The organism is Halobacterium zhouii, assembly GCF_021249405.1.
Classification (GTDB): domain Archaea; phylum Halobacteriota; class Halobacteria; order Halobacteriales; family Halobacteriaceae; genus Halobacterium; species Halobacterium zhouii.
In genome coordinates, this window is the sequence record NZ_CP089593.1 from 23,070 (window position 1) to 35,454 (window position 12,385).

A 12,385-nucleotide genomic window follows, 5' to 3' on the forward strand; every position below is an offset into this window, starting at 1 on the left:
GGTAGCGTGTTCTCCAGCCGGGGCTTTCGAGGTGGCGTTAGACGGAGATTCCCCTGCGCCAAAATCCGAAGAAACACCTGCGAAACAGAAAACGAACGCCTATGCGCTCGCGACTTCCTTCAGCACGTCCGGCGCTCGTTCGAGCGCGTCGTCGAGTTCCTCGCTCTTCGGGCCGCCGCCCTGCGCGAAGTCCGCGGGGCCGCCGCCACCGCCGCCGACCATGCCCGCGAGTTCGCCGACGACCTCGCCCGCGTTCACAGGCACGCCGTCGGGGACGCCCACGACGAACTGCGCACTGTCTCGGCCGGACCCGACGACCGCTATCTTGCCGTCGTCGACGAGCGCGTTCGCGGTCGCGCGGAGTTCGTCCATGTCGCCGTCGACCCGCTGGACGACGGCGGTGGTGCCCGCGACGTCGACCTCCTCGCCGCCAGCGCCGCCGGAGGCGCGGGCCGCTGCGAGCTGTTCCTTGAGGTCCTCGATGGTCTTGCCGCGCTCTTTCCACTCCGTGAAGAAGCGCTCGGCGGTCTCGGGAACCTCGTCGGGCGCGACGTCGAACGCGTCGGCCGCGGCGAACAGGTCGTTCTCCAGTTCCTGGACGTGCTCGATGGCGGCCTTGCCGGCAGCGAACGTCAGGCGCTCGACGCCGTCCTGCACGCGCTCTGCGTTCAGAATCTTGATGGTGCCGATCTCGCCGGTGCGCTTGACGTGTGTTCCGCCGCAGGCCTGTACGTCCTCTCCGACGTGGATGAGGCGGATGTTCTCCCCGGTGGGGATGCCGCCCTGGTAGAGGTCGAAGCCGTACTTCTCCTCGGCCTGGTGGCGGTCCGGCCACTCCTGCTGGACGGAGGTGTTCTCGGTGACGATGTCGTTGGCGACGCGCTCGATGCGCTCGACCGTCTCGCGGTCGAGGCGCTCGTAATGCTGGATGTCGATGCGGGAGCTACCCGTGCCCTTCTGCGCGCCGGCCTGGCGGACGTGCTCGCCGAGCACCTGCCGGGCGGCGTGGACGACGACGTGGGTCGCGGTGTGGTGGGCCATCAGGCGTCGGCGGCGGTCCACGTCGATCTGGCCGCGCACGAACTCGCCCTTCCCGGGGTTCACGCGCGTCCGGTGGAGCACGACGCCGTCCCGCTCCTGGACGTCCGCGACGTCCACCGTGCGGTCGTCCGTCGAGAGCGTACCGCGGTCGGCGGGCTGGCCGCCGCCCTCCGGGTAGAACATCGTCTGGTCGAGCACGACGTCGTAGACGGTGTCGCCGTCCTCGCCCTCGCGCTCGAACACGTCGAGCACCACGGCCTCGAACTCCGAGCGGTACTGGTCGTCGTAGTACAGCGACTCCGTCTCCGGGAGGTCCGTGAGTCGTTCGTCCCCCTCGCCGTCGCCGCCGAGCGCGCCGCCCTCGTCGTGCCGGTCGGCCACCAGCGAGTAGAAGTCGTCGGGCGTCTCCACGCTCGCACCCTCCTCCGCGGCGATTTCCTCGACCATGTCCGGCTGGATGCCGTGGGAGTCGTACAGTTCGATGAGTTCGGCCGAGGGAATCGGCTCGCCGCGCTCGGCGTACTCGGCGGCGAGCTGGCGTACCTTTCGTCCGCCGCGGTCGAGCGTCTCGGCGTACTTCTCGACCTCCGACCGGACGATGCTCCGGACGGTGTCGCGGTTCTCGTAGCCGAGGCGTTCGGCCTGCATGTCCACGAGTTCGTCGAGAGGGACGTCGGCGCCGACGTTGTCCACGAGACGTTTGGTGCGCCGCAGCACCATCCGCGCGAGGTAGCCCGTGCCGACGTTCGACGGCACGATGCCGTCCCCGAACATGTACGCGAGGACGCGGGAGTGGTCGGCGATGGCGTAGATGTCCTCGAGCGGGCGCAGTAGTTCGGTGAGTCGCTCGGTCTCCACGCCGAGTTTGTCCGCGATGTTGTCCCGCGCCGCCTCCACGTCCTCGGCCTCGTCGATGTCGAGGTGGCCCGAGAGCTTCGCCGCGCGGTGGACGAGTTCCTCCTCTTTCTCCGTGTAGTCGATGCCGGCCTGCTCTTTCAGGAATTCGATGGTGTCCGGGTAGATGGCCTCGTAGACGGTTGCGGTGCCCTGGCTCATCCACGTCCAGCGCTCCACGCCGTACCCCGTGTCGACGACCCGGCGGTCTATCTTCGAGTACGTGTTGCCGTCCTTCATCTCGTACTCGCCGTCGGGGTCGAGTTCGAGGGACATGAACACGAGCGTCGCGAGTTCGAGGCCGCGGTAGATGACCTCGAAGGCGGGGCCGGCGTTCCCGCCGCCCACCCAGGGGTCTTCGATGAACGTGACGTCCTCGAGGTCGACGCCCATCTCCGCGAAGAGGCCCTCGCAGTACTCCACGGTCTCCTCCTTCCAGTACACCTCGCCCGAGTAGGCGTAGTCGGTGCCCTCGTCGGCGTTGAACGCGTGGTGGCCGAGCATCTCGAAGGCCATCGTGTGGCGGCCGGTCTTCCCGACGTTGTCGATGTCCTGCATCCGGATGCAGGGCTGGGAGACCACCAGCGGGTTCGCGGGCGGCGGCGTCTCCCCGGACGTGACGTGGGGCTGGAAGTCGTAGATAGAGGCCTGGGTCAGCAGCACGTCGTCGCGCCACCGGTTCGCCGCGACCGGGTACGGGTCGATGCGCTCGTGGCCGTTGTCCTCGAAGTACGAGAGGATGCGTTCGCGCATCTCCCCGAGTTCGAGTTCCTCGTCGAGACCCGGGTTGTCGATGAACTGGTAGTCCTCACACGGCGGTTCGCCGCAGGTCGTTCTGTCGGGGTCCCGCGTCCAGAAGTGGGCACCACACTCGGTGCACTCCCGGCGCTCGAATCCCTCCTCCTCGAAGTAGTCGAGGCGGTATTCGGCTTCGAGTTCGCTCATTGCCAGTAGGTGGCCGACGAACGAGTAAAACAGTTCCGGGGTAGCGAGAGTCGGAGCGAGCGATAGCGTGGTTCGGAACGAACGAAGTGAGTGAGAACCACGGAAACGCGAGGGTCTCGGAAGGAGCGAGCCACTCCGACTCCGGAAACGCGTAAACGCGCGCAACCCGTTTCTTCGTCCATGGGACGAATGGTCGACGGTGACTGGCACACGGACGAGGAGATGGTCGAACACGGCGAGAACGGGGAGTTCGAGCGCGAAACCACGACGTTCCGGGAGTGGGTCGGTGAGGACTACCCCGCCGAGTCCGGGCGTTACCACCTCTACGTGTCGTACGCCTGCCCGTGGGCGCACCGCACGCTCCTGGTGCGCGCGCTGAAGGGTCTCGAGGACGCCGTCTCGGTGAGCGTCGTCGACCCCGTGCGCTACGACCAGGGCTGGGAGTTCGATGCGGACGTGCCCGGTAGCACGCCCGACCACCTGTTCGACTCGGAGTACCTCCGCGAGGTGTACGCGCGCGCCGACCCGGACTACTCCGGGCGGGTCACCGTGCCGGTGCTCTACGACACCGAGGCGGACACCATCGTGAACAACGAGAGCGAGGAGATCATACGGATGCTCGACGGCGCGTTCGAGGAGTTCGCGACGCGTGACGTCGACCTCTACCCCGAGGGCTACGAGGACGAGGTCGACCGCCTCGCCGAGGAGATCTACACGCCCATCAACAACGGCGTCTACCGCGCCGGGTTCGCGGACACCCAGGACGCCTACGAGGACGCCGTCGCGGACCTCTTCGACGCGCTCGACCACTACGACGACGTGCTCGCGGACCAGCGCTACCTCGCCGGGGACGCACTCACGCTCGCGGACGTCGCGATGTTCACCACGCTCTACCGCTTCGACGAAGTGTACCACACGCACTTCAAGTGCAACCGCCGCGAGATCACTGACTACGACAACCTCTGGCCGTACCTCCGGGAACTCTGCCAGCTCCCCCACGTCGCCGAAACCTGCCACATGGACCACGTAAAGAACCACTACTACCGCAGCCACGCCCAACTGAATCCGAAGCGCATCGTCCCGGTCGGCCCGGACCCGGACTTCTACGCGCCCCACGGTCGCGAGGACCTGCCGGGCGGGCCGCCCGCGTCGCTCCAGCAGTGAGCGACTGAACACCCCAGGGTGACGATTTAGTCGCTTGGCGTCGAACGTCGAGTATGGCTCTCTCCCGCGAGGACGCGCCCGGTCTGCTCGTCGCCATCGTCGCCTGCAACGTCGTCGGTGCGGCGCCCGCGTTCGTCACTGCGACCGGGTCGGACTCGTGGTACCGGTCTCTCGCCGACCCGGCGCTCGCACCACCGAACTGGGTGTTCGCGCCCGTGTGGACGACGCTGTTCGTGCTCATGGGTGTCGCCGCATACATCGTCTACCAGGGCGGCGTCGGCCGGGAGCGAACGACGGCGCTGGCGCTGTTCGTCGTCCAGTTCGCGTTCAACGTGGCGTGGACGCTGGTGTTCTTCGGGAGCGAGAGCATCGCCGGCGGACTCGCCGTCATCGCCGTCCTCTGGATACTCATCGCCGCCAGACTCGTGGCGTTCTGGCGCGTCCGCCGGACTGCTGGCCTCCTGCTCGTTCCGTACCTCGCGTGGGTGAGCTTCGCGACGTACCTGAATTACGCGTTTTGGGCGCTGAACTAGGCGTTCTCGACGGTGTCGTCGTCGAACCCGCCGGGATTGTCGACGCCGTCCTCGCCGCCGCGCTGTTCGGCGTCGATGCCGACCTCCCCCTCCGCCCACTCGTTGATCTTCGTCTCGATGTCCATGAGCACCTCCTCGGGTTCGGTGTCCTCCGCCCGCGCGAGTTGCACGACGTACGCCGACACCAGGCCCAGGTGCGGCGTGAAGTCGTCGCGGTCCCGGTGGTCGTTCTGTAGGAACATCTCCGGGCCGTTCGGCCCGTGGTAGAGCAGCGCCATCGGCACGTCGTCGAGCGTCGAGATCGTTTCGATGACCTTCTCCTGGTACTCGGTGAGGTCTGCCATGCGTGGACTGTACACACGCGCCGGGAAGAACCCTATCATTCGACACGCACCTTTTTACTGCGGGGGTTTCCTCGTTCGCGGCGCACAGCGCCGCTCACTGCGGGAACCCCCGTTGTAAAAATCTGCACCAAAAACCTCCCGCGAACGCGCAGCGTTCGCGGTGGGTGTCTCAGTTCTCCGCCTGCAGCGCGACGGACGCCAGCAGCGCCTCCAACTGTACGCGTTCGTTCGCGCCTTCCGCGATGCGGTAGTCGGCTTCGCCGAGGCGTTCGAGCAGGCGGACGGCGTGCTCGTCGTCCACGTCGAAGTTCCACACCGAGCGGTGGACCTGGTCGATGATGTCGCCGCCCGCGAGACCGCGGTTCGTGAGCAGGTCGTCGAGCGCGCTGCGCGCGGCGGTGAAGTCGCCGTCCAGGGCTTCGGTCACCATCCCTTCGATCTCTTCGGGGCGCGCGGTCGCGGTGATGGCGTACACCACCTCTTCGTCGACGGCGTCGCCGGTGGCCGAGGCGGCCTGGAGCGCGTTCAGGGCCTTCCGCATGTCGCCGTCGGCGGCGTAGACGAGCGCGTCGATGCCGTCCTCGGTGTAGTCGAGTCCCTCGTTCTCGGCGATTTCGCGGATGCGCGTGGCGACGTCCTCGTCCGAGATGGGGGAAAAGCGGAACACGGCACACCGGGACTGGATGGGGTCGATGATCTGACTGGAGTAGTTACACGAGAGGATAAAGCGGGTGTTGTTCGTGAACTGCTCCATCGTCCGGCGGAGCGCGGACTGCGCGTCGCTGGTGAGCGCGTCGGCCTCGTCGAGGAAGATGATGCGGTAGGGGTAGCCGCCGAAGGAGGTGCGCGCGAAGTTCTTGATGCGGTCCCGGACCACGTCGATGCCCCGTTCGTCGCTGGCGTTCAACTCGAGGAAGTTGTCCCGCCAGTCGTCGCCGTACACCTCCTTGGCGATCGACACGGCCGAGGCCGTCTTCCCGACGCCTGCCGGCCCTGCGAACAGGAGGTGCGGGAGGTCGTCGCGGGCGACGTAGCTCTCGAGTCGGTCCGTGATGTCCGGGTGGCCGATGACGTCCGCGAGACGCTCGGGTCGGTACTTCTCGACCCAGATCTCCTGTCGGCCAGCCGCGTCGTCTGTCATGTCCGCAGCCAGGGGCCGGGCGTTCATAAAGCGTCCGAACAGTGCGTCTTCGAGCGTAGCGAGAAGACGCAGAATGGCGAACGGCGACCGGAGGGAGCCGTGAGAAGCGAGGCTCCGAACGGAGTGGGGAGCCTCGTTACAGCGAGCGGGGAGCGGAGCGAACCGCGAACAGCGAGAGTGCGAGCGCAGCGAGGACCCTCGGAATAGTGAGCGGGGGATGGAGCGACCCTGGAGCACCAGACGCAGTTTACGGGCACTCGGGAGCCAGCCGCGAGCAACCCCACCGCAAGTGTTGGATGGGAAATATGTTTATGGCGGTGGACGTTGTCAGTGCGGCTATGGCCACCAGTGTCGGGCGTCACGCGCTCGCAGTCACGCTCGTGGTGCTTCTCGCTACGTCGCTGTTCGCTGGCGTCGCTGCCGCCGACCAGCGCACCGGTGACACGATCATCGTCGAGGAGGGCGAGACGGTCACGGGCGGACTCCAGGCTACGGGCGGCACCGTCATCGTGCGCGGTACCGTCGAGGGCGACCTGGAGGCGTTCGCCGGCACGATCGAGATCGCCGAAAGCGGGGTCGTCACCGGTGACGTCACCGCCGTCGGCGGGTCGGTCCGCATCGCCGGTCGCGTGGAGGGTGACGCCCAGCTCGCGAGCGGAACCGTCGTCATCACGGAGTCCGCCGTCGTGACCGGGGACGTCCAGGCGGCCACCGGGTCGTTCACGCTCGACGGTACCGTCCAGGGGTCCGTGCGCGTCGGCGCAGGGACTATCGTGCTCGGCCCGCAGGCCGTCGTCCAGGGTGACCTCGTCTACGACGGCGACCTCACCCGCGCGGAGGGGTCAGCCGTCGGCGGACAGGTGCGTGAGGACTCCAGTCTTGGCGGTGGGTTCGGCGTGCCGTCCATCGCGTCCTGGGTGGTGTCGCTGTACAGCCTGCTCGTCACGCTCCTCGTCGGCGCGCTCCTGTTGCTCGTGCTTCCCGGCACCAGCGCCACCGTCGCCAGAGAGACCGCGAACTCGCCGGTCCGAACCGCCGTCCTCGGTATCCTCGTGCTCGTCGGCGTGCCGCTGCTCGTCGTCGTGTTGTTGCTCACCGTCGTCGGCATCCCCATCGCGTTCGTCGTCGCGTTCCTGTACGCACTCTTGTTGTGGCTCGCGTTCGTCTGGGGGCAGTACGCCATCGGCGCGTGGCTGCTCGGCCTCGCTGACACCGACAGCCGGTGGCTTGCCCTGATCGTCGGTGTGCTCGTCGTCTTCCTGCTCGGCCTCGTGCCGATTCTCGGCGGCATCGTCTCGTTCGTCGTACTCCTGTTCGGTCTCGGCGGCGTCGGGGTCGCCGTCTACCGCGCAGGTCGTCGACGGCGTGAGGACGACACGCTGCGCCGCGAGAACGGAGTCTGACTGCGTCGACACCGCGACCGCACCGCCTAAGGCCGCCTGTCCGCTACTCGGAACCATGCGCGTGACCGTCGAGGTGGTCGGAGCGGACACCCACGAGTTCGACGTGACCGACGAGACGTACGCGGACCTCCTCGAGCGCGTCGACCTCAGCCCCCACGAGGTGTCCGTGATGGTCGACGGACGCCCGGTCCCCGAGAACCAGTCCGTCGACGCCGAACACGTCCGCGTCCTCCGCCTCATCCGGGGTGGGTAGCGTGGCGGACTACTGGGACGCCGACAGCGCGGCGCGCGACCCCACCGTTCGTCGCGCTACCGAAGCAGATCACCTCGACGCGCTGCGGATTCTCGACGCCGCGATGCTCGAGACCGACGCCGACGCGATCCAGGAGCGCATCGACGCCGGAACTGTTCTCGTTGCGGTCGACGGCGAGCGCGTCGTCGGAGCACTCGTCGCCGCCCCCCGAAACAGCGAACTGGACGAGGAACCACGCGACGGTGAACTGGACGAGGAACCACACGACGGTGAACTGGACGAGGAACCACACGACGCCGGTGCACACGTCGATGCAATCGCAGTCCGGCGGCGCCGCCGAGCGAGCGGGATCGGCTCCCGACTGGTCGAGGCCGCCGTGGAGCACTGGACGCCGCTCACGGCCGAGTTCGATCCCGACGTGAAGCCGTTCTACGAGAATCTGGGGTTCGACTGCGAAGCGACGGGAGAGCGGTTCCGAGGCGTGCTGGACTGACAGCGGTCAGACGCGCTCGCGCTCAGATGAGCGGTTCGACCAGGTCGCGGCCCGCGCCGAGCAGCGTCTCGACGCGCTCGGGGCTGTCCGCCTCCGCGTAGACCCGCATCTTCGGCTCCGTCCCAGAGGGCCGGACGAGCAGCCACGTGCCGTCCGCGAGCAAGATCTTGAAGCCGTCCGCGTCGTTCACGCGCTCGACGTCCACGCCCGCGACTGCGTCCGGGAGTCGGTCCGCGAGGTCGTCGAGTACCGCCTGTTTGCGGTCGTCCGGGCAGTCCACGCTCACCTTGTCCTGGTGGATGTCGCCGTGCTCGGCGGTGATGGCGTCGAGGCGCGCGTCGAGGGACTGCTCGCTCGCCGCGGCGCCCGCGAGCAGCGCCATCAGCACGCCGTCCTTCTCCCGGACGTGGCCGCGCATCGTGTAGCCGCCGGACTCCTCGCCGCCGAACAGCGCGTCGTGCTCGCCCATCGCCGCCGCCACCCACTTGAAGCCGACCGGCGTCTCCACCACCTCGCAGTCGTGGGCTTCGGCGAGTCTGTCCACGAGGAACGTCGTCGAGACGGTGCGAACGGCGGGCCCCGAGTCATCCTCGAGCAGGTAGTCGTAGGCGAGCGCGTAGAATCGGTTCCCGTCGAGTACGCCGCGTTCGGGCGTGACCACCGCGACGCGGTCGGCGTCGCCGTCGTTCGCCACGCCGAAGTCCGCGTCGTGCTCCTCGACGGCGTCAGCGAGTCCGCGGAGGTTCTCCTCGTCGGGTTCCGGGGGCGTACCGCCGAACGTGGGGTCGCGCTCGCAGCGCCGGCGAACTACGTCCGCGCCCGCCCGTTCGAGGAGCGCGTCTGTGACGCCGCGCCCGCTCCCGTGCATCGCGTCGTAGACGACCGTCAGCTCCGAGAGGTCCGCATCCACGAGACCGAGGCAGTGTTCGGCGTGAGACTCCACGAAATCCACGTCCCGGACATCGCCGGTCCGCTCGCCGGTCTCGGGTTCCCGCAGGTTCGCCTCGATGGCCTCCGTGACCTCGGGGAGCGCGGGCGCGCCGTCCGAGGGGATGAACTTCACGCCGTTGTACTCCGGCGGGTTGTGGGAGGCCGTGATGACGAGCGCGCCCGCAAGGTCCCGCTCCACGATGGCGTGGGCGACGAGCGGCGTCGGGCAGTCCCGCTCCGGGAGCACCACGTCGAAGCCGTTGATCGCCAGCACGTCTGCGGCGTCCTCCGCGAACCCGCGGGACGTCTCGCGGGCGTCGTAGCCGACCGCGACCGTCTCGCTGCCTCGACTCTCCTCTGCCAGGTGGTCGGCGGCGGCCTGCGCGACCATCCGGACGCGCTCGCTCGTGAACGTGTCGAGCGTGGCGCGCCAGCCGTCGGTCCCGAATGAGATGGCGTCCATGTCCTGAGCGTCGTTGTGTCTCGTGAAAATCTCTGCGGTCCCCCGGACGTGTCGGCGAGCGGACTGAAACGAACTGCCGGAAACGGCGTCGGGGACCGAGAGGCGTTTAACAGAACAGGTCGAAATTGCCGGTAATGACAGATGCGCCGCTCGTCGTCGGCGTCTCCGGCAGTCGCCGCGACGGCAGTCACACACTGAAGGGCATCAAACTCGCGCTCGCCGCCGCCGAGGCCGAGGGCGCGGAGACGGACCTGATCGACCTCGGCGACGTCGACCTGCCGCTGTACCACCCGGACCGCGACGCCGCGGACTCCGGCGACGCGGTCGACCTGTTGGCGCGCGTTCGCGCCGCCGACGCCGTCGTCGTCGGGTCGCCGGTGTACCACGCGAGCTACTCCTCGACGTTCCGGAACTTCCACGACTACTGCGGGTTCGACGAGTACGAGGACACCGTCGTCGGCCTGCTCGTCGTCGCGGGCGGCGGCACCATCGCGTCGACGCTCGACCACATGCGCGTCACGATGCGCGGCGTCCACGCCCACGTCATCCCGGGGCAGGTCGGCGTCCGCAACGCCTCTAGCAAGTTCGAAGCCGACGGCACGATGATCGATTCGGACATCGCGGACCGAATCGACGCGCTCGCCGAGGACGTCGTCGAGGAAGCCCGCATCCGGATGGCAGCGCGCGACCAGACCGAAACGGCGTCGGTGGACGACTGACGCGGGCCGGCGGCTCCCCGCGGCCGACCTCGGGTGTCTCCCTCAGAACAGCCCCTCTTTCTCGGCCCGCGAGAGCTGTTTTATCTCGTGCTCGCGGCGCATCGCCGCCGACTTCGACTCGAAGGACTCCGTGTGCCGCAGTTCGACCGGCGTGCGGCCCCGCGTGTACTTCGCACCGTCGCCCGCGTCGTGTTCCGCGACGCGCCGCTGGACGTCCGTGGTGTACCCCGTGTAGTAGGTGTCGTCGCTGCACTCGAGGACGTAGACGTGGTGCACGAACGGAGTGTTGGCTGCAGCGGAAACGTGTGTTTCGGTAGCGCTCTAGCCGGTCGCGCCGCTGGCGTGGACGCTGATAGAGCGACTGCGTGGACGACGAGCAGAATGGCCGGAGCGAGCGGAAACCCGTACCGAACGTCGAGGCAATCGCTCGCGTGGCGAGCGACCTCCGTTGCCGCGCGGGCGCCGACGGGCAGGGTCGTTTCGCGGTGGCCGGGTTCCGCGGTGGTCGGGGAGTCTATTCAGCGGCGGTCGTGGCGAGTTCGGTCACGCTTCGCGCGCTCGGTTCCGTGACACCTCCGCGATGCCGACGTTGGCCGAGCAGTTCGGACAGGCCAGCAGTCGGCCGTCCTCGTCCGAGAAGACGCGCGCGAAGTTGTCCGAAACGTGGCCATCACAGTAGTCACAGCGTGCCATGTACTGGAGTCGACGGGTCACCGCCGACGGATGTGTTTACCCTTCACACACCTAAATGGGTTTTCCCAAATCTAAACATAATTTGCCCCATGGCGAACGAGAGACGGTTGATGTCGTAATCATCTGGGTCGTAGCTGGGTGGTATCGCGGACGGGGGTTTCAGGGGGTGTGCCGACACTTTACAACTCCTGGTCGTTTTATTCGTTCTCCAATCGAATAGGAACCGAGGGCTACGGGTGGCTGAGGCGGGTGATTATGGGAAGCCTTATAATCAGGGCGGGAAAAACCCGAGTTGTATGGCAGACCTCATCGTCAAGGCCGCTGTGAAGGAAGCACTCGATGACAAGAACGTCGCCTCCGACTTCTACGAGGCGCTCGACGACAAGGTCGAGGATCTCCTCGACGACGCCGCTGGCCGCGCCGAGTCCAACGGTCGCAAGACGGTCCAGCCGCGCGACCTGTAAACTCGGTCGACCTTCTTTCCATTATTTTCCGACGTCCCAGCGACAGCAGTGTTCAGCGTCGCCAGTACGCGTGGCACTGTCGACAGCGACCGCAAAACACGGTCTCGGGCAGGATGCCGCCAGAAATTACGTCTCGCGGATGCGGACGTCGTCGTCCGTGCCGACGTAGACCGCGTCTGCGAGGTCTACGAACAGACCGTGCTCGACGGCGCCGGGGACCGCCGATAGTTCCGACGCGAGCGACGCAGGATCCGAAATCTCGCCGAAACCACAATCCAGTACGAGGTTGCCGTCGTCCGTGACGACCGGGCCGTCCTTGCACTCGGCAGCGCGCAACTCCGGGTCGCCGCCGAGACCGCGGACGGCCTCCTCGACAACCGGGTACGCGTCCGGCAGCACCGCCACCGGTATCGGGTGGTCGAGTGTGTCGGCCTCCTTCGATGGGTCGGCGACGACCACGAAGCGGTCGGCGCTCGCGTCCACCACCTTCTCGCTGGCGTGGGCCGCCCCGCCGCCCTTCACGAGCACCGGCCCCGTCCGGCCGCTCGCGACCTGGTCCGCGCCGTCGATAGCGAGGTCGACCGAGGACTCCTCGAGCGTGGTCAGCGGAATCCCGCAGTCGATGGCGAGCTGGCGGGACTGGAACGACGTCGGCACACCCTCGACGTCGAGTCCTGCGTCGACGGCGTTGCCGAGCGCGCGGACGGCGTACGCGGTCGTACTCCCGGTACCGAGTCCGACGACCATCCCGTCCTCGACTTCCTCGGCAGCGGCCTCACCGGCGAGTTGTTTCGCAGCGTTGCTTCCGCTCGCGTTTTTCATGCGGGAACGGTGGTAATGACTCACCAAAAACCCACGCCCTCGCTCGTCTCACCGTTTCGTTCGTGCCCTACTCTCACCCCTGA

Annotated in this window: 14 protein-coding genes; 7 read left to right on the plus strand and 7 right to left on the minus strand. The window is 67.5% G+C overall.

Annotation, left to right across the window (positions count from 1 at the left end; translation table 11 throughout):
• Positions 1-99: 99 nt before the first annotated feature.
• Positions 100-2,880: an alanine--tRNA ligase gene (gene alaS, locus LT970_RS00145; RefSeq protein WP_232686950.1), complete on the minus strand. Its 2,781-nt coding sequence runs from the start codon at positions 2,878-2,880 to the stop codon at positions 100-102.
• 180 nt (positions 2,881-3,060) lie between these two features.
• On the opposite strand from alaS, the gene LT970_RS00150 reads away from it, so the two are divergent.
• Both LT970_RS00150 and LT970_RS00155 read left to right on the plus strand, forming a co-directional pair.
• Positions 3,061-4,044 (plus strand): glutathione S-transferase family protein, encoded by a 984-nt coding sequence (locus LT970_RS00150; protein ID WP_232686951.1) that lies wholly within the window; start codon positions 3,061-3,063, stop codon positions 4,042-4,044.
• Positions 4,045-4,097: 53 nt separating this feature from the next.
• A complete protein-coding gene (locus tag LT970_RS00155) occupies positions 4,098-4,577 on the plus strand; it encodes a TspO/MBR family protein (RefSeq protein WP_232686952.1) in 480 nt (159 codons plus the stop codon).
• Here LT970_RS00155 and LT970_RS00160 read toward each other — a convergent pair.
• Complete coding sequence (locus tag LT970_RS00160) at positions 4,574-4,921, minus strand: hypothetical protein (protein WP_232686953.1); 348 nt, start codon at positions 4,919-4,921, stop codon at positions 4,574-4,576. The two genes, LT970_RS00155 and LT970_RS00160, sit on opposite strands and share 4 nt — an antisense overlap.
• A gap of 169 nt (positions 4,922-5,090) precedes the next feature.
• Complete coding sequence (locus LT970_RS00165) at positions 5,091-6,062, minus strand: replication factor C small subunit (RefSeq protein WP_232686954.1); 972 nt, start codon at positions 6,060-6,062, stop codon at positions 5,091-5,093.
• 338 nt (positions 6,063-6,400) lie between these two features.
• Between LT970_RS00165 and LT970_RS00170 the strand changes: the two genes are divergently transcribed.
• The 3 genes from LT970_RS00170 to LT970_RS00180 are packed head-to-tail and all read left to right on the plus strand — an operon-like array spanning position 6,401 to position 8,211.
• The gene (locus LT970_RS00170; RefSeq protein ID WP_232686955.1) at positions 6,401-7,465 is read left to right on the plus strand and encodes a bactofilin family protein; all 1,065 of its coding nucleotides are present in this window, start codon (positions 6,401-6,403) and stop codon (positions 7,463-7,465) included.
• A gap of 55 nt (positions 7,466-7,520) precedes the next feature.
• Complete coding sequence (gene samp2, locus LT970_RS00175; protein ID WP_232686956.1) at positions 7,521-7,718, plus strand: ubiquitin-like small modifier protein SAMP2; 198 nt, start codon at positions 7,521-7,523, stop codon at positions 7,716-7,718.
• Between the two features lies 1 nt (position 7,719).
• Positions 7,720-8,211, plus strand: a complete 492-nt coding sequence (locus LT970_RS00180) for a GNAT family N-acetyltransferase (protein ID WP_232686957.1) — start codon at positions 7,720-7,722, stop codon at positions 8,209-8,211.
• A gap of 22 nt (positions 8,212-8,233) precedes the next feature.
• On the opposite strand, the gene LT970_RS00185 is transcribed toward LT970_RS00180, so the two are convergent.
• Positions 8,234-9,604 (minus strand): phosphoglucomutase/phosphomannomutase family protein, encoded by a 1,371-nt coding sequence (locus LT970_RS00185; protein ID WP_232686958.1) that lies wholly within the window; start codon positions 9,602-9,604, stop codon positions 8,234-8,236.
• Between the two features lie 134 nt (positions 9,605-9,738).
• Here LT970_RS00185 and LT970_RS00190 point away from each other — a divergent pair, with 134 nt between their 5' ends.
• A complete protein-coding gene (locus LT970_RS00190) occupies positions 9,739-10,323 on the plus strand; it encodes an NADPH-dependent FMN reductase (protein WP_232686959.1) in 585 nt (194 codons plus the stop codon).
• Positions 10,324-10,365: 42 nt separating this feature from the next.
• On the opposite strand, the gene LT970_RS00195 is transcribed toward LT970_RS00190, so the two are convergent.
• Positions 10,366-10,599: a GIY-YIG nuclease family protein gene (locus tag LT970_RS00195; protein WP_232686960.1), complete on the minus strand. Its 234-nt coding sequence runs from the start codon at positions 10,597-10,599 to the stop codon at positions 10,366-10,368.
• A 267-nt stretch (positions 10,600-10,866) separates the two neighbouring features.
• Complete coding sequence (locus tag LT970_RS00200) at positions 10,867-11,016, minus strand: DUF7563 family protein (RefSeq protein ID WP_232686961.1); 150 nt, start codon at positions 11,014-11,016, stop codon at positions 10,867-10,869.
• A 296-nt stretch (positions 11,017-11,312) separates the two neighbouring features.
• Between LT970_RS00200 and LT970_RS00205 the strand changes: the two genes are divergently transcribed.
• Complete coding sequence (locus LT970_RS00205; protein WP_232686962.1) at positions 11,313-11,480, plus strand: DUF1931 family protein; 168 nt, start codon at positions 11,313-11,315, stop codon at positions 11,478-11,480.
• Between the two features lie 126 nt (positions 11,481-11,606).
• Here the strand turns inward: LT970_RS00205 and rpiA are convergent, their stop codons facing one another.
• Entirely contained in the window at positions 11,607-12,302 is a 696-nt protein-coding gene (gene rpiA, locus LT970_RS00210) for a ribose-5-phosphate isomerase RpiA (RefSeq protein ID WP_232686963.1), read from the minus strand.
• Positions 12,303-12,385 lie beyond the last annotated feature (83 nt).

Excerpts from the sequence above, each read along its gene's own strand:
- LT970_RS00150 (WP_232686951.1), top strand. The coding sequence starts at position 3,061 with ATGGGACGAATGGTCGACGGTGACTGGCACACGGACGAGGAGATGGTC.
- LT970_RS00205 (WP_232686962.1), top strand. The coding sequence starts at position 11,313 with ATGGCAGACCTCATCGTCAAGGCCGCTGTGAAGGAAGCACTCGATGAC.
- LT970_RS00170 (WP_232686955.1), top strand. The coding sequence starts at position 6,401 with ATGGCCACCAGTGTCGGGCGTCACGCGCTCGCAGTCACGCTCGTGGTG.
- LT970_RS00165 (WP_232686954.1), bottom strand. The coding sequence starts at position 6,062 with ATGACAGACGACGCGGCTGGCCGACAGGAGATCTGGGTCGAGAAGTAC.
- LT970_RS00155 (WP_232686952.1), top strand. The coding sequence starts at position 4,098 with ATGGCTCTCTCCCGCGAGGACGCGCCCGGTCTGCTCGTCGCCATCGTC.
- LT970_RS00200 (WP_232686961.1), bottom strand. The coding sequence starts at position 11,016 with ATGGCACGCTGTGACTACTGTGATGGCCACGTTTCGGACAACTTCGCG.
- alaS (WP_232686950.1), bottom strand. The coding sequence starts at position 2,880 with ATGAGCGAACTCGAAGCCGAATACCGCCTCGACTACTTCGAGGAGGAG.
- LT970_RS00185 (WP_232686958.1), bottom strand. The coding sequence starts at position 9,604 with ATGGACGCCATCTCATTCGGGACCGACGGCTGGCGCGCCACGCTCGAC.
- samp2 (WP_232686956.1), top strand. The coding sequence starts at position 7,521 with ATGCGCGTGACCGTCGAGGTGGTCGGAGCGGACACCCACGAGTTCGAC.
- LT970_RS00190 (WP_232686959.1), top strand. The coding sequence starts at position 9,739 with ATGACAGATGCGCCGCTCGTCGTCGGCGTCTCCGGCAGTCGCCGCGAC.
- rpiA (WP_232686963.1), bottom strand. The coding sequence starts at position 12,302 with ATGAAAAACGCGAGCGGAAGCAACGCTGCGAAACAACTCGCCGGTGAG.
- LT970_RS00160 (WP_232686953.1), bottom strand. The coding sequence starts at position 4,921 with ATGGCAGACCTCACCGAGTACCAGGAGAAGGTCATCGAAACGATCTCG.